22 protein-coding genes are annotated in these 22096 nt (G+C 66.5%); 18 read left to right on the top strand and 4 right to left on the bottom strand.

The genetic code is table 11. The features are described 5' to 3' along the window. Positions 1 to 28: 28 nt before the first annotated feature. The 6 genes from F9K07_RS24815 (at position 29) to htpX (ending at position 5945) form a co-directional block, all read left to right on the top strand. A complete protein-coding gene (locus tag F9K07_RS24815) occupies positions 29 to 766 on the top strand; it encodes an amino acid ABC transporter ATP-binding protein (protein ID WP_159595951.1) in 738 nt (245 codons plus the stop codon). Positions 767 to 935: 169 nt separating this feature from the next. Continuing rightward, the gene (locus tag F9K07_RS24810; protein WP_159595950.1) at positions 936 to 1772 is read left to right on the top strand and encodes an amino acid ABC transporter substrate-binding protein; all 837 of its coding nucleotides are present in this window, start codon (positions 936 to 938) and stop codon (positions 1770 to 1772) included. A 30-nt stretch (positions 1773 to 1802) separates the two neighbouring features. After that, positions 1803 to 2852 carry a dihydroorotase gene (gene pyrC / locus F9K07_RS24805; protein ID WP_159595949.1) on the top strand — a complete coding sequence of 350 codons (1050 nt, stop codon included), beginning with the start codon at positions 1803 to 1805 and terminating at the stop codon, positions 2850 to 2852. A gap of 5 nt (positions 2853 to 2857) precedes the next feature. Continuing rightward, positions 2858 to 3616, top strand: a complete 759-nt coding sequence (locus tag F9K07_RS24800; protein ID WP_159597093.1) for a DUF3025 domain-containing protein — start codon at positions 2858 to 2860, stop codon at positions 3614 to 3616. After that, complete coding sequence (locus tag F9K07_RS24795; protein WP_201451477.1) at positions 3613 to 4998, top strand: glutamine synthetase family protein; 1386 nt, start codon at positions 3613 to 3615, stop codon at positions 4996 to 4998. Before F9K07_RS24800 ends, F9K07_RS24795 begins: the two co-directional genes overlap by 4 nt. 80 nt (positions 4999 to 5078) lie before the next feature. Beyond that, a complete protein-coding gene (gene htpX / locus F9K07_RS24790; protein WP_159595948.1) occupies positions 5079 to 5945 on the top strand; it encodes a protease HtpX in 867 nt (288 codons plus the stop codon). Positions 5946 to 5991: 46 nt separating this feature from the next. On the opposite strand, the gene F9K07_RS24785 is transcribed toward htpX, so the two are convergent. Then, the gene (locus F9K07_RS24785) at positions 5992 to 6864 is read right to left on the bottom strand and encodes a MaoC family dehydratase (protein ID WP_159595947.1); all 873 of its coding nucleotides are present in this window, start codon (positions 6862 to 6864) and stop codon (positions 5992 to 5994) included. A gap of 242 nt (positions 6865 to 7106) precedes the next feature. On the opposite strand from F9K07_RS24785, the gene F9K07_RS24780 reads away from it, so the two are divergent. Beyond that, positions 7107 to 7859 (top strand): IclR family transcriptional regulator, encoded by a 753-nt coding sequence (locus F9K07_RS24780; protein WP_159595946.1) that lies wholly within the window; start codon positions 7107 to 7109, stop codon positions 7857 to 7859. Between the two features lie 17 nt (positions 7860 to 7876). On the opposite strand, the gene F9K07_RS24775 is transcribed toward F9K07_RS24780, so the two are convergent. Further along, a complete protein-coding gene (locus F9K07_RS24775) occupies positions 7877 to 8905 on the bottom strand; it encodes a glutathione S-transferase N-terminal domain-containing protein (protein WP_159595945.1) in 1029 nt (342 codons plus the stop codon). A 174-nt stretch (positions 8906 to 9079) separates the two neighbouring features. On the opposite strand from F9K07_RS24775, the gene F9K07_RS24770 reads away from it, so the two are divergent. The 9 genes from F9K07_RS24770 (at position 9080) to F9K07_RS24730 (ending at position 17202) form a co-directional block, all read left to right on the top strand. Further along, complete coding sequence (locus F9K07_RS24770) at positions 9080 to 10099, top strand: Bug family tripartite tricarboxylate transporter substrate binding protein (protein ID WP_159595944.1); 1020 nt, start codon at positions 9080 to 9082, stop codon at positions 10097 to 10099. Positions 10100 to 10222: 123 nt separating this feature from the next. Further along, positions 10223 to 11395 carry a thiolase domain-containing protein gene (locus F9K07_RS24765; protein ID WP_159595943.1) on the top strand — a complete coding sequence of 391 codons (1173 nt, stop codon included), beginning with the start codon at positions 10223 to 10225 and terminating at the stop codon, positions 11393 to 11395. Next, positions 11392 to 11826 carry a Zn-ribbon domain-containing OB-fold protein gene (locus tag F9K07_RS24760; protein WP_159595942.1) on the top strand — a complete coding sequence of 145 codons (435 nt, stop codon included), beginning with the start codon at positions 11392 to 11394 and terminating at the stop codon, positions 11824 to 11826. The genes F9K07_RS24765 and F9K07_RS24760 overlap by 4 nt, the downstream gene beginning before the upstream one ends. After that, positions 11823 to 13040, top strand: coding sequence for a CaiB/BaiF CoA transferase family protein (locus F9K07_RS24755; RefSeq protein ID WP_159595941.1), 1218 nt, complete (start codon positions 11823 to 11825; stop codon positions 13038 to 13040). Before F9K07_RS24760 ends, F9K07_RS24755 begins: the two co-directional genes overlap by 4 nt. Before the next feature lie 19 nt (positions 13041 to 13059). After that, on the top strand, positions 13060 to 13512 hold the full coding sequence (locus tag F9K07_RS24750) for a MaoC family dehydratase (protein ID WP_159595940.1): 453 nt from the start codon (positions 13060 to 13062) through the stop codon (positions 13510 to 13512). Continuing rightward, positions 13509 to 14402, top strand: coding sequence for an HpcH/HpaI aldolase/citrate lyase family protein (locus tag F9K07_RS24745; RefSeq protein WP_159595939.1), 894 nt, complete (start codon positions 13509 to 13511; stop codon positions 14400 to 14402). Before F9K07_RS24750 ends, F9K07_RS24745 begins: the two co-directional genes overlap by 4 nt. Then, positions 14389 to 15663 carry a CaiB/BaiF CoA transferase family protein gene (locus tag F9K07_RS24740; protein ID WP_159595938.1) on the top strand — a complete coding sequence of 425 codons (1275 nt, stop codon included), beginning with the start codon at positions 14389 to 14391 and terminating at the stop codon, positions 15661 to 15663. The genes F9K07_RS24745 and F9K07_RS24740 overlap by 14 nt, the downstream gene beginning before the upstream one ends. Further along, complete coding sequence (locus F9K07_RS24735; RefSeq protein ID WP_159595937.1) at positions 15641 to 16414, top strand: SDR family NAD(P)-dependent oxidoreductase; 774 nt, start codon at positions 15641 to 15643, stop codon at positions 16412 to 16414. The genes F9K07_RS24740 and F9K07_RS24735 overlap by 23 nt, the downstream gene beginning before the upstream one ends. 8 nt (positions 16415 to 16422) lie before the next feature. Beyond that, positions 16423 to 17202 (top strand): enoyl-CoA hydratase-related protein, encoded by a 780-nt coding sequence (locus F9K07_RS24730; RefSeq protein ID WP_159595936.1) that lies wholly within the window; start codon positions 16423 to 16425, stop codon positions 17200 to 17202. Positions 17203 to 17339: 137 nt separating this feature from the next. Here F9K07_RS24730 and F9K07_RS24725 read toward each other — a convergent pair whose 3' ends face one another. Further along, positions 17340 to 18035: a glycine zipper 2TM domain-containing protein gene (locus tag F9K07_RS24725; protein WP_236581491.1), complete on the bottom strand. Its 696-nt coding sequence runs from the start codon at positions 18033 to 18035 to the stop codon at positions 17340 to 17342. A gap of 82 nt (positions 18036 to 18117) precedes the next feature. Further along, positions 18118 to 19962, bottom strand: a complete 1845-nt coding sequence (locus tag F9K07_RS24720; protein ID WP_159595935.1) for an NAD(P)/FAD-dependent oxidoreductase — start codon at positions 19960 to 19962, stop codon at positions 18118 to 18120. A 121-nt stretch (positions 19963 to 20083) separates the two neighbouring features. On the opposite strand from F9K07_RS24720, the gene F9K07_RS24715 reads away from it, so the two are divergent. After that, complete coding sequence (locus F9K07_RS24715; RefSeq protein WP_159595934.1) at positions 20084 to 20677, top strand: DUF2239 family protein; 594 nt, start codon at positions 20084 to 20086, stop codon at positions 20675 to 20677. 33 nt (positions 20678 to 20710) lie between these two features. Continuing rightward, positions 20711 to 22066 carry an MATE family efflux transporter gene (locus tag F9K07_RS24710; protein ID WP_159595933.1) on the top strand — a complete coding sequence of 452 codons (1356 nt, stop codon included), beginning with the start codon at positions 20711 to 20713 and terminating at the stop codon, positions 22064 to 22066. The last annotated feature ends 30 nt before the right edge of the window (positions 22067 to 22096 follow it).

The following is a 22096-nucleotide window of genomic DNA, read 5'->3' as shown; positions in this document are numbered from 1 at the left end:
CCGACGTACACGAAACGCAGGAATTGCCATGATTGAACTCAAGAATGTCTCCAAGTGGTACGGCCCCGTGCAGGTGCTGACCGATTGCTCCACCAACATCCAGAAGGGTGAAGTGGTCGTGGTGTGCGGCCCGTCAGGCTCGGGCAAGTCCACCCTCATCAAGACCATCAACGCGCTCGAACCTTTCCAGAAGGGCGAGATCACGGTGGACGGCGTGGCGGTGCACGACCCCAAGACCAACCTGCCCAAGCTGCGCAGCCGCGTGGGCATGGTGTTCCAGCACTTCGAGCTGTTCCCGCACCTCTCGGTGACGGAAAACCTCACGATCGCGCAGATCAAGGTGCTGGGGCGCAATACCGACGAAGCCAAGAAGCGCGGCCTGAAGATGTTGGAGCGCGTGGGCCTGATCGCCCACAAGGACAAGTTCCCGGGCCAGCTCTCGGGCGGTCAGCAGCAGCGCGTGGCGATTGCGCGCGCCTTGTCGATGGACCCGATCGTGATGCTGTTTGACGAACCCACCTCGGCGCTGGACCCGGAAATGGTGGGCGAAGTGCTGGACGTGATGATTGGCCTGGCCCATGAAGGCATGACCATGATGTGCGTGACGCACGAAATGGGCTTCGCTCGCAAGGTCGGCAACCGCGTGATCTTCATGGACGTGGGCGGCAAGATCCTGGAAGACTGCTCCAAGGACGAGTTCTTCGGCAACCCCGAAGCGCGTCAGCCGCGCACCAAGGATTTCCTGAACAAGATCCTGGCGCATTGAGCCGCCGGCCCATCCGCATATACCGGTCACATGGCCGGATGCGGGATGGGCATTGGTCTTTCGGAGGTTCCTTCCCCTATGCTCCCTGCATTCTTTGGGAGGTGCCGCTGTGTTCTCGATCCTTGCAACTTGCGTGCGCAGTGTCTTCGTCGGAGTCTGTCTGGCCAGCATGGCCGTTGCCCAGGCCGGTCCGGTGCTGGACCGTGTGGCGAAAGATGGCGTGTTGGTGCTGGCTCACCGTGAATCCTCCGTACCGTTCTCGTACCTGGACGGCTCGGGCAAACCGGTGGGTTACGCCCTCGACGTCTGCCGCCGCCTGGCTCAGGCGGTGCAACGCAAGCTGGGATTGAGCGTGCTCGACGTGCGCTACCTTGCCGTGACACCCTCCAACCGACTGGAGGCGGTGGAGCAGGGCCTGGCCCAGATGGAGTGTGGCTCCACCACCAACAACGCTGCGCGCCGCCAGCGGGTGGCTTTCACGATTCCCCATTTCATCACCGGTGCACGGCTCATGGTCCGCCGCGACAGCGCGGTAGACCGGCTGGATCACCCTGGCCTCAAAGTGGTGGTGTCCACCCGGAACACGACGCCGCTGGATGCGCTGCGTCGCCTGGTCCGGGAGCGTGGGTTTCCAATGCGTGTCGTGGAAGCTGACGACCACGAACAGGCCGTGCGCATGGTCGAGAAGGGTGAGGTCGACGCTTTTGCCATGGACGACGTGCTGCTGTTCGGTCTGGCCGCGGCACGGTCGGACCCGGCTTCCCTCAAGGTCGTGGGCCGCTTCTTCACGACCGAGCCGCTGGCGATCATGTTGCCCCGGAACGACGAGGCATTCAAGAAAATCGTGGACGATGAGATGCGACGGCTCATCTACAGCGGTGAGATCCAGGCGATCTACGCGACCTGGTTCACCCAGCCCATCCCGCCCAAAGGCGTGTCTCTGAACCTGCCTATGAGCTACCTGCTGCGGGATTTCTGGAAATATCCCACCGACAAGGTGCCGTGAGATCTTCTGCAGGTTTGCGAGAATCGAGGCATGAACACCTCGACCGCCCCACAGACCCTCATCATCACCCGACCCGACGACTGGCACCTGCACGTGCGCGATGGCGAGGCGCTGCACACCGTGGTGCCGCACAGTGCGGCGCAGTTCGGCCGGGCGGTCATCATGCCCAACCTCAGGCCGCCGGTGACCACCGCGGCGCAGGCCTTGGCCTACCGCGATCGCATCCGCGCCGCCGTGCCTGCCGGCATGAGGTTCGAGCCGCTCATGACGCTCTACCTCACCGACAACCTGCCGCCCGATGAAATCGTGCGCGCGCGGGATGCCGGCGTGGTCGCCTTGAAGCTCTATCCCGCGGGCGCCACCACCAACAGCGACGCGGGTGTGACCGACATCCGCAAGACCTATAAGACGCTCGAAGCCATGCAGCGTGCCGGCCTGCTGTTGCTGGTGCACGGCGAGGTGACCCACCCCGAGGTCGACCTGTTCGACCGCGAGGCCGTGTTCATTGACGAGCAGCTCATTGCGCTGCGGCGCGACTTCCCCGAGTTGAAGATCGTGATGGAACACATCACCACGAAGGAAGGCGCGCAATACGTTGCCGAGGCCGGTCCGTTCACGGCGGCCACGATCACCGCGCACCACCTGCTGTTCAACCGCAACGCCATCTTCACCGGTGGCATCCGCCCGCACTACTACTGCCTGCCCGTGCTGAAACGGGAGCTTCACCGCCAGGCCCTGGTGGCCGCCGCCACCAGCGGCAGCGACCGCTTCTTCCTCGGTACCGACAGCGCGCCGCACGCGGCCCATCTGAAGGAACACGCCCTGGGCTGCGCCGGTTGCTACACCGCGCACGCAGCCATCGAGATGTATGCCGAGGCCTTCGACAATGCCGGTGCGCTCGACAAGCTGGAAGGCTTCGCCAGTGTGCACGGCCCGGCCTTCTATGGACTGCCGCGCAACAGCGGCACCATCACCTTGAAGCGCGAGCATTGGACCTCGCCCGAGAGCTTCCGCTTCGGCGAGGCCGATTTGAAGCCCTTGCGTGGTGGCGAGGTCTTGCCCTGGAGGTTGGTCGCCTGAGCCCGATCACCGACGCGATCGACTGGGCCGGGCCCTGGTTCGCGCCTTGCGCGGCCACGGGGCGCGCGGTGCATGGGCGTCTGGTTCAGGGAGACAAGCTGCCGCAGGCGCTGGAGGCCGTGGGGGCCTGCCCGGTGCGCTTCGTGTCGCAAGCCGAACTGCCCGCCGGTGCCGCGTACGAGCAGTTCATCTTCGACACCAGCGCCGTGCCCACGCGCGAGAACCTTCACGATTTCTTCAATGGCCTGTGCTGGCTGCGCTTCCCACTCGCCAAGCAGCGTCTGAACCAGTTGCAAGCGGCACAGATTGCCGCCGATGGTGTGCGCGAGGTGCGCGGGCCGGTGCGCGACGCGCTCACCCTGTTCGACGAAAACGCGGCTCTGCTGCAAGCGCCGCCGCCGTTGTGGGACGCGCTGGTGGCGCGGGAATGGACCGCCCTGTTCGTCACGCTGCGCCCACTCTGGGCGCAGGCCCGGCTGGTGCTCTTTGGCCACGCGCTGCTGGAGAAGCTGGTGAGGCCCTACAAGTCGATCACCGCCCACGTGTTTCGCGAACCGGTGCCCATATCTCTGGGTGACGATCTCGCCGCGTGGGACGCCTGGCTGGCGCAGACCTTGAACGCGCCGTCGTTGGCGCGCAAGCCCTTCACGCCGCTGCCGGTGCTGGGGGTGCCAGGGTGGGCGCAGGCCAACAGCGATCCCGCTTACTATGCCGATGCCCAGGTGTTCCGTCCCCGGCGCACCGACAACGCCACCGCAACATGAACGCAACTGCCTCGCCCTCGTGGTCTCACCTGAACCTGGCGCGTGCCGCCGACCGTGCCGAGCTGGCCGCGCATTTCCGCGCCAGTGGCGTGCGCGACGTGGAGTGCCTGTTCGCCGACGTCACCGGTTACCCGCGCGGCAAGCTCATGCCCGCCGCCAGCTTCGCTGCGGGTGGCGAGCTGCGCATCTGCCAGGCGATTCCCATGCAGTGCGTGACGGGCGAGTATTCGTACGACAAGGTGTTCCCCGACGCCGACCCCGACGTGCGCCTCATTCCCGATTTGGCCACGCTCAAGCGCGCGCCCTGGGCCAGCGTGCCGCGCTACCTGGCCGTGCACGACTGCGTGGAGCTCGACGGCAGCCTGTGCGAGTTCGCGCCGCGCTCCGTGCTCAAGAATGTGGTGTCGCGCTACCAGGCCCTGGGTCTCACGCCCGTGGTGGCGCCCGAAATCGAGTTCTACCTGACCGCGGCCATGACCGATCCGACACAATCGCTGACCGCGCCCACCGGACGCGGTGGCCGCCCCGAAGTAGGGCAGTCGGCCTTCAGCCTGAACACGCTCAACGAATGGGCACCGTTCTGGGATGCGTTCCACGCCGCCATCGACGCGTTGGGCATCCGCGCCGACACCTGGCTGCACGAGGTCGGCCCGTGTCAGTACGAGATCAACCTGCTGCATGGCGACCCGGTGGCCGTGGCCGACCAGGCCTTTCTGTTCAAGGCAGCGGCGCGCGAGATCGCGCTGCAGCACGGCCTGAACGCCGTCTTCATGGCCAAGCCCATCGCAGGCGAGGCCGGCAGCTCGATGCACCTGCACCAGAGTGTGGTGGACACCAAGGGGCGAAACATCTTCAGCCAGACCGACGGCTCGGCCAGCGACGCCTTCCTGCATTACATCGGGGGCTTGCAGGCCTACACGCCCGACTTCACGCTCGTTTACGCGCCCAACGTCAATGCCTACCGCCGCTACGTCGCCGGCAGCCAGGCGCCGATCAACGTCGCGTGGGGCTACGACAACCGCACCACCGGCCTGCGCGTGCCGGTGAGCCCACCGGCCGCGCGTCGGGTGGAAAACCGGCTGGCCGGCGCGGACGCCAACCCCTACCTCGCCATCGCTGCCACGTTGGCCGCCGGACTGGCAGGCCTGGAGGAGAGGCGCTTGCCCGACGACCCGGTGCAGGACAACGGCTACGACTTGCCGCGTGGTCTGCCTCGAACTTTTTCCACCGCCCACGAACAAATGGCCCGGAGCGTGCATGCGCCGCGTCTGCTGGGCGAACGTTTCGTGCGGGCGTACCTGGCGGTCAAGGCGTTGGAGCACGACCATTTCCTCCAGGAGATCAGCGCGTGGGAGCGCCGCATCCTGCTGCCCCAGGTGTGAACGCCGACGCGGCTTGAAGAACGTTCCGCCGCACCCACATACGCATCGTTTTCATCCCAAAGACAACCACCGGAGCCCCCATGAAACGCGTCTTTCTGTTCGTTCTGACCAACTTCGCCGTCATGGCGGTGTTGCTGGTCACCACCCGCATCCTGGGCGTCGACCGCTTCCTCACCGCCAACGGCCTGAACATGACGGCGCTGGCTGGTTTTTCGCTCGTGATCGGCTTTGGCGGCGCGACCATCTCGCTGCTCATGAGCAAGTTCATGGCAAAAGCGAGCACTGGTGCGCGCGTGATCAACCAGCCGCAGACCGCCGACGAAGCCTGGATCGTGGAGACGGTGCGCCGCTTCGCCGACAAGGCCGGCATCGGCATGCCCGAAGTCGCGATCTTTGAAGGCGCGCCCAATGCGTTCGCCACCGGTGCGTTCAAGAACTCCGCGCTGGTTGCGGTGTCCACCGGCCTGCTGCAGAACATGACCAAGGAAGAGGTCGAGGCCGTGATCGGCCATGAGGTGGCGCACGTCGCCAACGGCGACATGGTCACCATGACGCTGATCCAGGGCGTGATGAACACCTTCGTGGTGTTCCTGAGCCGCGTGATCGGCTATGCGGTGGACGCCTTCCTGCGCCGCGGCAGCGACAACAATTCCGGCCCTGGCATCGGCTACATGGTCACTACGATCGTGATGGACATCGTGCTCGGATTCCTCGCCGCCATCATCGTGGCCTGGTTCAGCCGCCAGCGCGAGTTCCGCGCCGACGCGGGTGCTGCCAGCCTCATGGGTCGCAAACAACCGATGATCAACGCGCTGGCCCGCCTGGGTGGCCTGACCCCGGGGGAACTGCCCAAGACCATGCAGGCCCTGGGCATCACCGGCAACCTGGGCAAGCTGTTCTCGACGCACCCGCCGATCGAAGAGCGCATCGCGGCACTTCAAAAGTAACCCCCGCGCCGCGGAAGTAGCCGGGGCTGTTGACTTTTCCGAGGGCTCAAACTTCGCTGCACACCGCGTGGCCGTGGCTCAGCACGGTCACGTCGCGCGCGGGCACGCGGGCGCGGAAGGCAATGCCCTCGTCCGTGCGCCAACATTCCAGCCGGATCACATCGCCCGGAAACGTCGGTGCCGAGAAGCGCGCACCCATCGATTTCAGGCGCGCGGCGTCGTAGCCGCAGAAGGCCTTGACCAGGCCGTGGCAGGCCACGCCATAGGTGCCCAGGCCGTGCAGGATGGGGCGGGGGAAGCCGGCGGCGGTGGCCACGTCGGGGTCGGAATGCAGCGGGTTGTAGTCGCCCGAGAGCCGGTAGATCAGCGCGGTCTCCGGGCGGGTGGGCAGGTCCACCACCAGGTCGGGCGCGGTATCGGGGGTGGCCTTGGGCGCCTCACCCGCGGGGTCGCCGCCGCCGTTGGCGGAAAAGCCGCCATCCCCCCGGCAGAAGACGACCGAGTCGCACACCGCCAGCAGCGCGTCCGAGGTGGCGTCGAACAGACGCTTCTCCACGTGGATGAGCGCGCCCTTTCCCGCGCCCTTGTCCACCACCCGCGTCACCCGGCTGCGCCCGATGATCGCGCCGCTGGACGGCAGTGGGCGGTGCAATTGAAAAGCCTGCTCGCCGTGCACCATGCGCACGTGGTCGATACCCATCTCCTTGCGGTCGCGGATCCAGAAGCCCGGATGCGCCAGCACCGTGGCCATGCTGGGCAGCACACGCATGTCCTTCTCCGTGGTGTAGCGCAGTTGATCGCGGTCGAGCGGATCTTGCGACATGCCCACGCCGAGCGCGTACAGCATCGCGCTCTGAGGAGAGCAGGTGTAGGCAATGTCGCCGGAGGTCCAGTTCCGGACGTTCTCGTAGTCGAGCATGAAGTTCCTTCGTGATGAGGGTATGGTTCCTGTGTGTGAATAATTCTTATATTGGTACAGTGTACTATCATGCGAACATGGACGGTCAAGCCCATCAGGTGATCGCGTAAACTTCGCGCTCGACTCGTGGGCCCCACGACGGCGCCTCTTCCCATCTTCCCGCCTCATCGAGAGCCCGCATGCGAACACCGAAGGCAGATCAGCCGAACACACCGGACAGCCAACGGGTCGGACCCCAATCGGTGGGCCGAATCTTCGCGATTCTGGACTCGGTGGCCGGCGCCCGTGCCGGCGCCACCTTGTCCGAACTGGCCCGCATCACCGACTCCCCCAAGACCAGCCTGGTCGGCTTGCTGGGTGGCCTGACCGCCGAGGGCTGCCTGGTGCGCGACGAAGCGGGGCGCTATTTCATCGGCAGCCGCATCCACACCCTGGCCATGCACGCGCTGGCCGGCCGGCAACTCAGCGAGCTGGTGCGCCCGGTGCTGGTCGCGTTGTCCGAGGCCACGGGCGAGACCGTGGTGCTCTGCGGCCTGGCCGAGGACGAGGATGTGGCCGTGTACCTCGACAAGGTGGAGAGCGCCAGCCCCATCCGCTATGCCGTGACCGTGGGCGAGCGCCGCGAGCTGTATTGCACGGCCATGGGGCGCATGCTGATGGCGTACTTCGAGCCCGCGCGGCTCAAGGCTTACCTGAAGGCCACGCCGCGCAAGAAGTTCACGCCGCACACGATCACTGGCGTGGAGGCCTTGCAGGCCGAAATCGCGCGCGTGCGGCGCGAAGGCATTTCGCGCAGTGTGGAAGAACGGATTCCGGGGGCGGCGGCTCTCGCCGCCCCGGTGCTGGGGCCGGACGGTGGCATCGTCGCGGCGCTGATGGTCGCCGGGCCAGTGGCGCGCGTGCAGGCCCGCGCCGAGGAGAACGAGCGGCTGTTGATCCAGGCGGCCGCGGAATGCACGCGCATGGCCGGCGGCGCGCCGGCGCAAACCACGTGACACCGCGCGCGCTGTGATCACAGCGCTTCGTGCACCAGAGCCGTGGTGCCCGAAGATTCAAGAATGCGGTTCACGCTGGCCTGATCGCTGGCCGACAAGGCCGCGAATTCCTCGCGCAACCAGCGCAGGCACTTGCCCTGGTAGGGGAATGTGCCCTGCACCCAGGGCAAGCCATCGACCCGCGTCTGCACCTGCCGGGACGAGGCCTTGAGCGCCCGCGCGTTGGCCAGCATCACCGGCACATAGGTGCGCCCGGCTTCAGCGAGCAGTTGCATCAGCGTGGGGGGCAGTGCGTCGCGGGAGACCCAATGAGCGTCCTGCGGTTCATGGCCGGAGAGGTCGTCGACCAGTCCCACCCAGGCGCAGGCGCGTGGCGCGAATTCCAGCGCGAGGGCCGCCGAGGTGGGGTCGAAGTGCGCGAGCTGGCTGAGTTGGCCGTACACCGCGAAGTCGCTCGCACCGGGGCGGTGCCCCATCAGAAAGGGCTGTGTTTTCAGGTGGGCTTCGAAGGCGCTCAGAAAGCGGCGGTAGCTGGCCTCGATCACGTCCGCCGTGATCGGGTTGGAGCCGACGAAGCGCAGGCGGTCGATCTGCCGCCGCGTGAATGCCGCCGACAGGCCCGCGATCTCTTCGTCGGACGCGGTGAGCCTGCGCCAGCGCGGCAACAGGTTGCCGGCCTTGCGGATATCGGCATCGAAATGCCAGCGGTAGTGGAACATCGCCTTGGTCAGCCACTCGTCCGCGTAGTCCTCCAGCACGCTATCGATGAAGGCGATCACTGGATCATGGGGGCGCGCGGCGCGCTCGGCGAAATCCATTTCGAAGCGGCGGATGAGGGGCGTTGAATCGGTCACCGCTTCGATGTCACCGGCCGCGTTCGGCAGGTAGAAGGTGGGCTGCAGCTCCACCTTGGGCGTGGGCAGGTGCGCCAGATGGGGCGCGTTCGGCACCGCCACCTGATAGGCGATGTGGCGGTAGCGCAGCACGGCCAGCATCTTGCGCGTGTAGGGCGAGCCGGGCACGCCCTTGAGAAGCAATCGGGTCATCAACGGATCTCCAATAATGCGTTTTGAAGTTCGTATATAAGTACGAAAATCCATTATACGTACGAAAAAACGAGGAAAAAGCCTTTTTTGGCTTGCGCAATCAACTCATAAACGTATACTGTGCGCATATTCGAACTACATCGAGACAGCTTTCACCACCGGAAAGGAACAACCATGAAACTCACACGACGCTTTTTGGCCTGCCTGTTGATGGGAGGGGCGACCCTCTCCAGCCTGGCGCTGCCCGCGCACGCGCAGACCTTGCAGAACCGGCCGATCCGGCTGGTGGTGCCTTACACCACGAGCGGCCCTGGTGACATGGCCGCGCGCATCCTGGCCGAAGCCATCTCGCCCATCCTGGGCGTGCCGGTGGTGGTCGACAACAAGCCAGGTGCAACCGGCAAGATCGCCGCCGAAATCGTGGCGCGTGCCGAACCGGACGGCCACACCTTGCTCATCGGCGGCACGCCGCAGTTCGTGGTGCTGCCCATGCTGGACAAGACGGTGAACTACAAGCCGTTCGAAGACTTCCGCATGATCTCGATCTTCACGAACTACGAGGTGATCTTCATGACCGGCGCGGTCTCCAACGTGAAGTCCATCCAGGACCTGGCCGCGCAGATGCAGAAGAAGAACAACGACGTGACCTACGCTTCCATCGGCCAGGCCCAGCTCACACCCTCGGGCCTGGCCTACCTGATCTTCGCGAAGATGGTCAACGGTACCGCGCAAGAGATCAACTACGGCGGGCAGGCGCCCGGCACGATGGACCTGATCGCCGGTCGCGTGACCTTCGGTGTCTACACCCTCTCGGGTGGCCTGCAGCAGATTCAGAGCGGCAAGCTGCGCGCGCTCGCGGTGGCCTCGCCACAACGCCTGCCGCAGCTGCCCGACACGCCCACCATGATCGAGTCGGGCTATCGGGAGTTCAACGAGGCCAACAACTGGCTGCCCTGGATCGCCGTGGCCGCGCCGGGCAAGACACCCGATGCAATCGTCAACAAGATCAACGCCGCGATCCTGCAGGTGGCCAAGACCGAGGCCTTCAAGACCAAGCTCGAACAGGCCGGCCTGGCTTTGAAAGCCACCGGAACGGCCGCGCAAGACCAGGCGGAATGGCGCGCCGAGAGCACGCGCCTGGCCGCCACGCTCAAGCGCTTCGACATCCGTTTGCCCGAGGGCGCCAAGCCCTGAGCGCCGCCACCGAACCCGCGCGCTGACACCGCGCGCGGGAACCCGAACCTCATTGGCGTGATGTGCCTCCGGCGTGGGGCACGTCAGGAAGCGCCACACCTGTACGCACCTGGAGTTTCGTTCATGAGCCGCCCTTGCAAGGCCTACATTGCCGGCGCCTTCGAGCACCCGACGCGCAAAGCCGTCGACAAGACCGTTCCCCAACTGCATGCCGAAGTGGCCCTGGGCGCGCTGCGCGACGCCGGCCTGGAAAGCTGCGATGTCGACGGCTACTTCTGCGCCGGCGATGCGCCGGGCCTGGGTGGCCTGTCGATGGCCGAGTACATGGGGTTGAACCTGCGCCACATCGACACCACCGAGACCGGTGGTTCCTCGTACATCGCGCATGTGGGCCATGCGGTCGATGCCATTGCGGCAGGCCGTTGCTCGGTGGCGCTGATCACGCTGGCGGGGCGTCCGCGCGCCGAAGGCATGTCCAGCGTGGGCGCGCGCGACTATGGGCGTGGCGCACCCGACGTGGCATTCGAGCAGCCCTACAGCCCGCTCATCACCAACCTGTACGCCATGGCGGCCCAGCGCCACATGCACGAGCACGGCACCACGAGCGAACAACTGGCGGCCATCAAGGTCGCGGCCTCGCACCACGCGCAGCACAACGAGCGCGCGATGCTGCGCGAGGTGGTGACGGTCGAGGATGTTGTCAACTCCCCGCTGGTGGCCGACCCGTTGCACCGGCTGGACTGCTGCGTGGTCAGCGATGGCGGTGGCGCGCTGGTGCTGGTCAGTCCCGAGAAAGCCCGGGAGATCGGTCCGCGCTGCGTCAAGGTGCTGGGCCAGGGCACGGCGATCAAGCACCTGAGCGCGGGCCGGGTCGACCTCACGCACACCGGTGCCGTCACCTCCGGCCCGCTCGCGTTTGCCGACGCGCGGCTCATACCGGCCGACATCGATTACGTCTCCATCTATGACAGCTTCACCATCACCGTGCTGATGACGCTGGAGGACCTAGGCTTCTGCGCCAAAGGGCAGGGCGGTCGCTTCGTGTCCGACGGCAACCTCATCTCCGGTGTGGGCCGCCTGCCGTTCAACACCGATGGTGGCGGTCTCTGCAACAACCACCCGGGCAACCGGGGTGGCATGACCAAGGTGATCGAAGCCGTGCGGCAGTTGCGCGGTGAAGCACATCCCAGGGTTCAGGTGCGCGATTGCACCCTGGCCCTGGCGCACGGCACGGGTGGGTCGATCGGCACGCGCATGGGCAGCGCCACGGTGATCCTGGGAAGGAACGACGCATGACATCACAACCACAGCACATTTACCCCGACCCTCTCGTCAACAGCGAAACCGCGCCGTATTGGCAGGCCTGCCAGGCCGGCACGCTGCAGCTCAAGCGCTGCAATGCCTGCGGCCAGACGCACTTCTACCCGCGCGCGGTCTGCCCGTTTTGCCTGAGTGGAGACACCGTGTGGTTCACCGCGAGCGGCCTGGGCCGGGTTTATGCGTTTTCGGTGATGCGCCGAGCCGAACCGCCTTATGCGATCGCCTACGTCACGTTGGACGAGGGCGTGACCCTGATGACACACATCGTCGATTGCGCCTTCGACGGCATCGCCATCGGCCAACGTGTCGCACTGGCGTTTCGCCAGAGCGCGGGCGGACAGGCGGTGCCGGTGTTCCGGCCGCAGGCTCGGTTATCGGCCGAAGCTTTGGTCGGGAGCCTGTCATGAGCGGGCCTCTCGCCGGTGTGAAGGTGGTGGACCTCTCCACCATGCTGATGGCACCGTACGCCACGCAGATCCTGGGCGACATGGGCGCCGACGTGATCAAGGTCGAAGCGCCCGTGGGCGACCCGGTGCGCGGCATCGGGCCTTTTCGCAACCCGGGCATGGGCGCGCTGTTTCTCAACGTCAACCGCAGCAAGCGCAGCCTTGTGCTTGACCTCAAGCAGGCGGCGGGCGTCCAAGCCCTGTCGCACCTGCTCGCGAAAGCCGACGTGCTGGTCTACAACCTGCGTCCGCAGTCCATGGCGCGCCTGGGCCTGAGCTACGAGGCGGTGTCCCAGGTCAACCCGCGCATCGTGTTCGCGGGCCTGTTCGGTTACGGCCAGAACGGTCCTTACGCGGCCAAGCCCGCGTTCGACGACCTGATCCAGGGCGCGGTGGCCGTGCCCTCTTTGGCCCGCATGGCCGACGGCGGCGAGCCGCGTTATTCGCCCACCGCCATCGTCGACCGGGGCGTGGCACTGTGGGCCGTGGGCCAGATCAACGCCGCGCTGGTCCACCAGGCGCGCACCGGCCAGGGTCAGCAGATCGACATCCCGATGTTCGAGATGATGGCCAGCTTCGTGCTCGGCGACCATCTCGCGGGCCACGCCTTCGAGCCGCCGCTGGGTGGCATGGGCTACGCGCGGATGATGAACCCCGACCGCCGCCCTTACGAAACGCAGGACGGTTATGTGTGCGTGATGATCTACACCGACCGGCACTGGCGCGCTTTCCTCAAGGCGCTTGGCCGCGAGGACGACTACGAGCGCGACCCGCGCTACCACAGCATGACGAGCCGCACCGAGCACATCGTCGAGCTCTATGCCGAACTCGCGCAGCTGCTGCGCACCCGTGACACCGCCGCATGGCTGGAGTTGTTCAACGCGGCCGATATTCCTGCCATGCCGCTGCACACGCCGGAGTCGCTGGTGCGCGACCCGCACCTGCAGGCCACCGGGTTCTTCAGCTTCACCGAGCACCCGAGCGAAGGGCGCATCCGCCAGATGGCGTACCCCAGCACCTGGTCGGCCTCGCAGCCCGAGAGCGCGCGGCCGGTGCCGCGCCTGGGCGAACACAGCCAGGAGGTGCTGCGCGAGGCCGGCTATAGCGACGCACAGATCGGCGCGCTGCTGCACAGCGGCGTCACTCTCGAACCCGCGGGCTGCGCCCCGCATTGATCACCCACGGAGAGAACCCATGGCAGGTATGTACTACGAAGAGTTCCAGGTCGGCATGAACTTCCAGCACGCCTTGACGCGCACTGTGACCGAGATGGACAACATCATGTTCTGCGCGATGACGCACAACCCGCAGCCGCTGCATCTCGACGAGGAGTTCGCCAAGCAAACCGACTATGGGCAACGCATCGTCAACAGCCTGTTCACGCTCGGCCTGGTGATCGGCGTGACCGTGTGCGACACCACGCTCGGCACCACGCTGGGCAACCTCGGCATGACCGACATCCGCTTCCAGCATCCGCTGTTCCATGGCGACACGGTGCGGGTGGAGACGCACATCAAAGCGATGCGCGAAAGCCAGTCGCGGCCGACCGCGGGCCTGGTGACCTTCGAGCACACCGGCTTCAACCAGCGCGGCCAGGAGATCTGCTACTGCGTGCGGACCGGCCTGATGCGAAAGCGCCCGGCATGATCGCGCGTTCCTGGTTGTTCGTGCCGGGCGACAGCGAGCGCAAGCTGGCGAAGGGCCGCGAGAACCCCGCCGATGTATTGCTGCTCGATCTGGAGGACTCGGTGTCCCACACGCGCCGGGGCATCGCGCGCGAGATGGTGCGCGACTACCTCAAGGTCCACACGGAGCGCGCGCGCCAGAAGCTCTTCGTGCGCATCAACCCGCTGGACACCGACAGCGCCCTGCAAGACCTCGCGGTGGTGATGGCCGGTGCGCCCGATGGCATTGTGTTGCCCAAGGTGAAGTCCGCCGCCGAGGTCCACACCCTGTCGCAGTACCTGAGCGCGCTCGAAGTGCGCGAGGGTCTGGTGCCAGGTGCGACAAAGATTCTGTGCGTGGCCACGGAAACGGCCGCATCGCTGCTGACCTTCCACACCTACCTCGAAAACGTGCCGCCGCGCCTGGTCGGCATGACCTGGGGCGGCGAAGACCTCGCGGCCGCGCTGGGCGTGAGCGACAACCGCCACCCGAGCAGCGGCGAGTACGACCACCCGTTCCTGCTGGCCCGCTCGTTGTGCCTGGCCACGGCGCGCGCCATCGACGTGCAGCCGGTGGGCGTGGTGTACCTGAACTTCCGCGACGCGGCCGGACTGGAGGCCGACTGCCTGCGCGACCGGCGCGCGGGCTTCATCGGCAAGGTCGCGATCCACCCGGACCAGTGCGAGGTCATCAACCGTGCTTTCACCCCATCGGCCGAGGAGATCGCGCACGCGCGCCGCGTGATCGAGCTGTTCGAGAGCAACCCGGGCCTGGGCACCGTCGGGCTCGATGGTGTGATGCTGGACATGCCGCACCTGAAACAGGCGCGCAACCTCATCGCGCTGGCGGAGGCTGTCGATGGCACGCGTTGAATCCAAGGGCGCGCTCGACGGCATCCGCGTGGTCGAACTGACTACCGTCATCCTCGGGCCCTGGGCCGCGCAGATGCTCGGCGACATGGGCGCTGACGTGATCAAGGTCGAAACGCTGGAGGGCGACATCACGCGCCAGCTCGGCCCACGCCGCAACGAAGGCATGGCCGCGCTGTACCTTGCGACCAACCGCAACAAGCGCAGCATCGCGCTCGACCTGACGCGCCCGGAAGGTCGGGAGGCGCTGTTGGCCATCGTCAAGACGGCCGACGTGTTCATCCACAACCTGCGGCCCAAGGTCTGCGCGCGGCTCGGACTCGGTTACGAGCACTTCGCGCAAGAGCAGCCCGGGCTCATCTACTGCGCCACCTACGGCTTTCGCGCCGACGGCCCCATGGCCGACAAGCCGGCATACGACGACGTGATCCAGGCCGCCAGCGGACTGGCGGACCTGCAGGCCGCCGTGTCCGACCAGCCGCGCTATGTGCCGACCGTGATGGCCGACAAGACCACGGCCTACAACGTGGTCTCGGCCGTGCTCGCGGCCTTGCTGCGGCGCGGGCGCACGGGCGTTGGGCAGGCCATCGAAGTGCCCATGTTCGAGAGCCTGGTGGACTTCGTGATGGTCGAGCACCTGTATGGCGCGGGCTTCGAACCACCGTTGGACCGCATGGGCTATGCCCGCATCCTCACCACCGAGCGCAAGCCCTACCGCACGCTCGATGGACACTACCTCGCCGTGTTGCCCTACACCGACCAGAACTGGCGCGACTTCTTTCGCGTCGCGGGCCGCGAAGACCTCTTTGCCCGGTCCTGCTTCGCATCCATTGCCACGCGGGTGGCGAACTCAAGCGAGGTGTACGCCTTGCTGGAGCAGATCGTGGCCACGCGCAGCGCCGACGACTGGGAGCGCGATCTCGATGCGGTGCAGGTGCCCGCCATGCGGGTGCATACCAAGGAGACGTTGCTGGACGACCCGCAACTCAACGCAACGGGTTTCTGGCGCAGCGTGGAGCACCCCACCGAAGGCCGCTTGCGCATGACCGATCCTCCCGTGCGCTTCAGCGAATCGCCCTCGTCGATCCGGCGCTTGCCGCCGCTGCTGGGCGAGCAAAGCGCCGAGATCCTGGCCGAGGCGGGCTACGCGGCGCCCCACATCGAACAGCTGTTTCGTTCTCGCGTGAGCCTGTGCAAGGCCGCCGCATCTTCCACCCGAACCTCTTCCACGGACACCGCACATGAACCATCCCATGCATCTTGAGGGCCAGAACATCATCGTCACCGGCGCGGGCCAAGGGATTGGCGAAGCGGTGGCACGGCAGGTGGTTGCGCTGGGCGCGCAAGCGATCCTCGTGGACACGCAGGGCGACAAGGTTCGTGCGCTCGCGCAGGAACTGGGCGCGTCACACGCGCAGGCGCACGTCGGCTCGGTGGCGGATGCCGATTTCGTGCAGGCCATGGTGGCGCAGGCGGTGGCGAACCACGGCGCGGTGCACGGCTTGGTGAACAACGCCGGCATCGTCCGCGCGGCCATGATCCACAAGATGTCGAGCGAAACCTGGCAGCAGGTGATCGACGTCAACCTCTCCGGCGTCTTCTACTGTCTGAAGACCGTGGGCCAGCACATGCTCGATCGCCTGGCGGCGGGCGATGCAGGGCCGGCATCCATCGTGAACATTTCATCGGACGCGGCGCGGCGCGGCACCATTGGCCAGGTGAACTACGGCGCGGCCAAGGCGGGCGTGCTGGGCATCACCATGAGCGCGGCGCGCGAGTGGGCAGCCAAGGGCATTCGCGTGAACTCAGTGTGTTTCGGTATCGTGGAAACCGAAATGACCGAAACCGTGCGCGCCGACAAGTTCCGTGACCGCATGCTCGCGATGGTGCCCATGGGCCGTTTCGCGAGCGCGGAAGAAGTGTCGCGCCCGGTGGCGTTTCTGCTGTCGGGCGCCGCGAGCTACATCACCGGCCAGCACCTGTCGGTCAACGGTGGCTACGCGATCGGCTCATAGGCGGGTACATGCCATTCACCCACATTCTTTTTGACCAGGTCGGTGCCGTGGCGGTATTGACGCTGAACCGACCCGAGGCGCTCAACGCCTTGACATTCGACATGATGCGCGAGGTGCAGACGGCGCTGGAACTTGTCGAGTCGGACCACGCCATCCGGGCGTTGATCGTGACCGGTGCGGGCCGGGGCTTCTGCTCCGGGCAAGACCTGAAGTGCCGCGCGCCGCTCGACGCCGACATCGTGCAGGTGTACATGGATTCGTTCTACCAGCCGATCGCGGACCTTCGGCGCTGCCGGGTGCCGGTGGTCATGGCCATCAACGGCGTGGCGGCCGGGGCCGGCTTTTCGCTGGCCCTGGCGGGCGACATTCTGCTGGCGTCGCGTGCCGCGAAATTCATCCAGCTCTTCAGCGGCGTGGGCCTGGTGCCCGACATCGGCTCCACCTACCTGCTGCCGCGCGCGATCGGCCGCACCCGCGCGCTGCGCATGATGATGACCAGCGAGCCGCTGCCCGCCGAGCAGGCCCTGGCCTGGGGCGTGGTCTCGGAATGTTTCGATGAGGCGGACCTGATGCCAGCGGCCCATGCGCTGGCGGCAAAACTCGCGGCCGGCGCGACCCGGGCCTTGGCGGGGACCCGGCAATTGGTCGACGAAGGCGCTCACCAGGACTTCGAGCGCCAGTTCCGCCGCGAACTGGAGGTGCAGCAGGCCATGCGCGCCAACGCCGACGCGCGCGAAGGCGTGGCCGCTTTCATCGAACGGCGAAAGCCCGTATTCCGAGGAGCGTAGATCGCGCAAAGAAAAAGCGACCTGGAAGGTCGCTTGTGGTCGGAGCGCGTGCCCCCATCCAGTGCAGCCGAGGAACCGGCTTCGCCGGCCTCCAGCTGCGCCCCCTGGGGGGTGACGCCGCAGGCGGCGCGGGGGAGTCACCTATTCCAGTGGTCGCGGCTCCAGCGCGGAGGCGGCGGCGCATAGTGCCGTGGCGGCATGTAGCCAGGACCGTAGCGGTAGCCGTTGATCGGCATCACGCTGCCGGGATGCGGGTAGAAGGTGGTGCCGATCGTGATGCGCGTATTGGGCTCGACGTACTGCGTCTGTGGCGGGTAGGTCTGGTAGGTCACTGGGGGCGGTGGCGGCATGGCATCGGCGGGGCTGACGTTCAGCCGCACATAGCGGCCCGGATCCTGGGCCATCTGCGTGCGGTATTGCTGGCCCGCGTATTCGTACACCACGTCGTAGGCCACGGTGCGGTTGTCGTAATAGGTCTGGGTGCCGCACTGCCGGTAGTTCTCGGTGTAAGGCTGGCCAGGGCCTTCGATGCGGTTGCCCAATATCGCGCCGCCGATGAGGCCGATGACCGTGGCCGCCGCGCGGCCGCCACCGTCCCCAATGGCATTGCCCACCGCACCACCGGCGATCCCGCCCATCAAGGCGCCCGCGCCGGAATTCTGGCTTTGGTAGGTCACTTGCTGATCGCTGCAGACTTCGCGCGGCACGGCCACCTGCTGAACGATGGGGGTGCTGCTGATCACACGGCCTTGGGCTTCCTGCGCGTGCACCGCGCCAGCACCGGCGAGGGCGATGAGGCCGGACATCACGGGAACAAGAACGGGGGTTTTCATGGGGAACTCCTGATGGAATGACCTGAAGCATGCGTTGCCAGTGTCAAGTTCGCATGCCCACGCTGTAAAGATTCGTGCGGTCTTACGGGGTTCCCGGATTTTGCGCGCCGCCGAGCAGATCGCGCACCAGCGCTTCGGCCACTTTCAGGCCGTCCACACCGGCCGACAGGATGCCGCCCGCATAGCCCGCACCTTCGCCGGCCGGGTACAGGCCGCGCGTGTTCAGACTCTGGAAATTCTCCGCGCCGCGCGTGATGCGCAGCGGTGACGAAGTGCGTGTTTCCACGCCGGTGAGCACCGCGTCGGGCATGTCGTAGCCCTTGATCTTGCGGCCGAACACCGGCAAGGCCTCGCGCATGGCCTCGATGGCGTAGCCGGGCAGGGCAGGGGCGAGGTCGCCCAGTTTCACCCCGGGCTGGTACGACGGTTCCACCTCGCCCAGCGCGCTGGACGCCTGCTGCTTCAGGAAGTCGCCGACCCGCTGCGCCGGTGCGTTGTAGTTGTGGCCACCGAGCTCGTAGGCGCGCGCCTCCAGCTGGCGCTGCAGCACCACGCCGGCCAAGGGATGGCTCTTGCCTTCCTCAACGAGCACACGGGCCTGCTCGGCGTAGCGCACGCCGTCGGCCTCGCCGAAAGCGGCGCTCCACAGGGGCGCGTCCTGTGGAAACGATTGCGGGAAGTCGACCGGTTCGATGCCGACCACGATCCCGGCATTCGCGTTGCGCTCGTTGCGCGAGTACTGGCTCATGCCGTTGGTGACGACGCGCCCGGGCTCGGAGGTGGCCGCCACCACCATCCCACCCGGGCACATGCAGAAGCTGTAGACCGTGCGCCCATTCTTCGCGTGGTGCACCAGCTTGTAGTCGGCCGCGCCCAACAACGGGTGGCCCGCGTGCCGGCCCCAGCGCGCGCGGTCGATCACGCCTTGCGGGTGTTCGATGCGAAAGCCGACGGAGAACGGCTTGGCTTCCAGGAAGACCCCGGCGTCCCAGAGCCGCGCAAACGTGTCACGCGAGCTGTGGCCGAGCGCGAGCACCACGCGGTTCACTGGCAAGGTGAAAGTCTCATCCGTGTCGAGCCGGCGCACTTGCAATGTGTCGATGCGCTGGGCTTCACCGTCGCGCGCCAGGCCGATGCCGCAGACCTGGTGCTGGAAGCGGATCTCGCCACCCAGCGCGATGATTTTTTCGCGCATGGCTTCGACCACGCGCACCAGCCGGAAGGTGCCGATGTGGGGGTGTGCGGTGTACAGGATTTCAGGCGGCGCGCCCGCCTCCACGAACTCGTGCATGACCTTGCGGCCGAGGAAGCGCGGGTCCTTGATCTGGCTGTAGAGCTTGCCGTCGGAGAACAGGCCCGCGCCGCCTTCGCCGTATTGCACGTTGCTCTCGGGGTTGAGCACGTGCTTGCGCCACAGGCCCCAGGTGTCCCTTGTGCGTTCGCGCACCGGCTTGCCGCGCTCGAGCACGATCGGCCGGAAGCCCATCTGCGCCAGTGCCAACGCGGCGAACAGGCCGCACGGTCCCAGGCCCACCACCACGGGGCGGTCGCGTTCGTCAGTGGGCCAGTGTGCGGCGGCGTGGCCGTGCGCGTGCCAGGCCATGTCGGGCGTGGGCTGGATGTGCGGGTGGCCTGCGTGGGTGGCCAACAAGGCGGCTTCCTGTGCCGGATCGGTCAGCGTCACGTCGACGATGTACACCGCGAGCAAATCGGCCTTGCGCGCGTCGAAGCTGCGCTTGAAGACCTGCAGCGCGGCGATTTGCGCCGCTTCGATGCCCAGTGCGGTGGCGGCGAGCGCGGTCAGCGCGTCTGCCGGGTGCGGTGGGGGCTGGCGGTCGTCCTGGGTTTCGGTGGGCGCGTCGGCCGCACGGCGGTGTTCCGCTGGTACGGCGGCCAGCGGCAGTTTGAGTTCGGAGAGGCGGATCATGGGGTGTCGTGTGGCTTGTGGTGATCAAGCAGATGACGTTGAAAGGCCCGCGTATTGTCGCCAATGAGCGTGTTGTTAAATAATCCGGGTGAAATTATTAAACCCGGGTAAAATGTGCCGCATGACCACATCCACAGATCCCAGTTGCACCGCGTTTCTCGGCGCGCGCCGCGTCGCCTTCGGCTCTTACGCAGCCGTGGCGCAGGCCCTCTCCTCGCTGGGCTTGTCGGGCGGGGGTGAATTGTTGGTGTTCGACGACGCCACCGGCGCCCAAGTCGATCACCCATGGCCACCCGGCTATCCCGCCACCCCTTCTGCCGCTGCTGCCGAGCCCGTTGCTGCGGCGGCCCCGCAAGTGGGACGGCCTCGCATGGGCGTGGTGGCGCGCGAGGTCACGCTGTTGCCGCGCCACTGGGAGTGGCTCGCGCAGCAGCCTGGCGGTGCGTCCGCGGCGTTGCGGCGCTTGGTGGAAGAAGCGCGCCGCACCCACGCCGAGCGAGATGGCTGGCGACAAGCCAAGGAGCGCGCCTACCGTTTCATGAGCGCCATCGCCGGTGGATTCGCCGGCTTTGAGGAAGCGTCGCGCGCGCTGTTCGGGCAAGATGCCGAAGCCTTTGCCCGCAGCATCGCCGACTGGCCGCCCGACGTGCAGTCGCACCTGGCCTGGTTGGCGCGCAACGCTTTCGCGCCCGAGGCCGCTGCACCGTCCGCATGACCTATTTTTTGCATTAATCGTCCCGGAATCTGCATGTTCAACGCTCCCCAAGGCCCGCTCTGGCGCGTCTACCTTGTCTTCCTCGTGCCCATGGTGCTGTCCAACATCCTGCAAGGGTTGTCGGGCACTCTCAATGGCATCTTCATTGGCCAGATGCTGGGCACGCACGCGCTGGCTGCGGTGTCGGGTATGTTCCCGATCGTGTTCTTCTTCATCTCGCTGGTGATTGGCATCGGCGCGGGCGCGTCCGTCCTTATCGGACAGGCCTGGGGGGCGCGGGAGCCGCACAAGGTCAAGTCCATCGCGGGCACGGCCCTGGTGTTGGGCGCGTTGATCGGTGTGGTGGCGGCCGTCTTGGGCGTGGCGTTTGCGCGTCCGGCCATGCAGGCCTTGGGCACGCCGCTGGACGTGATCGACGACGCCGTGGCCTATGCGCGGGTGATGTTGCTCATCATGCCGCTGCTGCTGGTGTTCATTCTGTTTACGCAGTTGCTGCGCGGCGTGAGCGATACCGTGTCGCCCCTGATCGCGTTGCTGCTGTCGACAGCGCTGGGTCTGCTGCTGACCCCTGCGCTCATCCAGGGCTGGCTGGGGCTGCCGCGTCTGGGCATTCAAAGCGCGGCTTACGCGGGATTGGTGTCGTACGCGGCGGCACTGGGCTTTCTGGTGTGGCGTCTGGGGCGGCGGCACCACGTGCTGGCGTTTGATCGCGAACTGCTGGGCGCGCTCAAGCTGGACCGCGCCATCCTCGGCAAGGTGATGCGCATCGGTTTGCCCACGGGCTTGCAGATGGTGGTGATCTCGCTGTCGGAGTTGATCATCCTTGCACTCGTCAACGGCCATGGCTCGCAGGCCACGGCTGCGTACGGCGCGGTTACGCAGGTGGTGAACTACGTGCAGTTCCCCGCGCTGTCGATCGCGATCACCGCATCCATTCTCGCGGCGCAGTCCATTGGGGCGGGCCGTGTCGAGCGCCTGAGCCCGATCCTGCGCACCGGCCTCTGGCTGAACCTGGCACTCACCGGCAGCCTGGTGTTGCTGGGCTACGTCCTCTCGCACAAGCTGATGGGACTGTTCCTGCCCGACCCCATCGTGCGCGCGCAGGCCGAGCATCTGCTGCACATCATGTTGTGGAGCATCCTGGTGTTCGGTTTTCAGGCCATTGTGGGCGGGCTCATGCGCGCAAGTGGCGACGTGATGGTGCCGATGGCGATTTCGGTGTTCTGCATCCTCGGCGTGCAACTGCCTGCGGCGTACCTGCTCAATGCCCAGATGGGCCTGGCCGGTGTGTGGGTCGCGTTCCCGGTGGCCTACGTCGCCATGCTGGTGCTGCAGACTGGTTACTACCGTTTTGTGTGGCGCCACCGCAAGATTGAGCGGCTGGTGTAGACGAGGGGCGGGCCGTATCCCCGTCGAGGA

It is taken from the genome of Hydrogenophaga sp. BPS33 (genome assembly GCF_009859475.1).
In the GTDB taxonomy this organism is placed as follows: Bacteria; Pseudomonadota; Gammaproteobacteria; order Burkholderiales; family Burkholderiaceae_C; genus Hydrogenophaga.
This window is presented reverse-complemented; position numbering and strand designations above follow the sequence as displayed.

Excerpts from the sequence above, each read along its gene's own strand:
- F9K07_RS24815 (WP_159595951.1), top strand. The coding sequence starts at position 29 with ATGATTGAACTCAAGAATGTCTCCAAGTGGTACGGCCCCGTGCAGGTG.
- F9K07_RS24810 (WP_159595950.1), top strand. The coding sequence starts at position 936 with ATGGCCGTTGCCCAGGCCGGTCCGGTGCTGGACCGTGTGGCGAAAGAT.
- pyrC (WP_159595949.1), top strand. The coding sequence starts at position 1,803 with ATGAACACCTCGACCGCCCCACAGACCCTCATCATCACCCGACCCGAC.
- F9K07_RS24795 (WP_201451477.1), top strand. The coding sequence starts at position 3,613 with ATGAACGCAACTGCCTCGCCCTCGTGGTCTCACCTGAACCTGGCGCGT.
- htpX (WP_159595948.1), top strand. The coding sequence starts at position 5,079 with ATGAAACGCGTCTTTCTGTTCGTTCTGACCAACTTCGCCGTCATGGCG.
- F9K07_RS24785 (WP_159595947.1), bottom strand. The coding sequence starts at position 6,864 with ATGCTCGACTACGAGAACGTCCGGAACTGGACCTCCGGCGACATTGCC.
- F9K07_RS24775 (WP_159595945.1), bottom strand. The coding sequence starts at position 8,905 with ATGACCCGATTGCTTCTCAAGGGCGTGCCCGGCTCGCCCTACACGCGC.
- F9K07_RS24770 (WP_159595944.1), top strand. The coding sequence starts at position 9,080 with ATGAAACTCACACGACGCTTTTTGGCCTGCCTGTTGATGGGAGGGGCG.
- F9K07_RS24765 (WP_159595943.1), top strand. The coding sequence starts at position 10,223 with ATGAGCCGCCCTTGCAAGGCCTACATTGCCGGCGCCTTCGAGCACCCG.
- F9K07_RS24760 (WP_159595942.1), top strand. The coding sequence starts at position 11,392 with ATGACATCACAACCACAGCACATTTACCCCGACCCTCTCGTCAACAGC.
- F9K07_RS24755 (WP_159595941.1), top strand. The coding sequence starts at position 11,823 with ATGAGCGGGCCTCTCGCCGGTGTGAAGGTGGTGGACCTCTCCACCATG.
- F9K07_RS24750 (WP_159595940.1), top strand. The coding sequence starts at position 13,060 with ATGGCAGGTATGTACTACGAAGAGTTCCAGGTCGGCATGAACTTCCAG.
- F9K07_RS24745 (WP_159595939.1), top strand. The coding sequence starts at position 13,509 with ATGATCGCGCGTTCCTGGTTGTTCGTGCCGGGCGACAGCGAGCGCAAG.
- F9K07_RS24740 (WP_159595938.1), top strand. The coding sequence starts at position 14,389 with ATGGCACGCGTTGAATCCAAGGGCGCGCTCGACGGCATCCGCGTGGTC.
- F9K07_RS24735 (WP_159595937.1), top strand. The coding sequence starts at position 15,641 with ATGAACCATCCCATGCATCTTGAGGGCCAGAACATCATCGTCACCGGC.
- F9K07_RS24730 (WP_159595936.1), top strand. The coding sequence starts at position 16,423 with ATGCCATTCACCCACATTCTTTTTGACCAGGTCGGTGCCGTGGCGGTA.
- F9K07_RS24725 (WP_236581491.1), bottom strand. The coding sequence starts at position 18,035 with ATGAAAACCCCCGTTCTTGTTCCCGTGATGTCCGGCCTCATCGCCCTC.
- F9K07_RS24720 (WP_159595935.1), bottom strand. The coding sequence starts at position 19,962 with ATGATCCGCCTCTCCGAACTCAAACTGCCGCTGGCCGCCGTACCAGCG.
- F9K07_RS24715 (WP_159595934.1), top strand. The coding sequence starts at position 20,084 with ATGACCACATCCACAGATCCCAGTTGCACCGCGTTTCTCGGCGCGCGC.
- F9K07_RS24710 (WP_159595933.1), top strand. The coding sequence starts at position 20,711 with ATGTTCAACGCTCCCCAAGGCCCGCTCTGGCGCGTCTACCTTGTCTTC.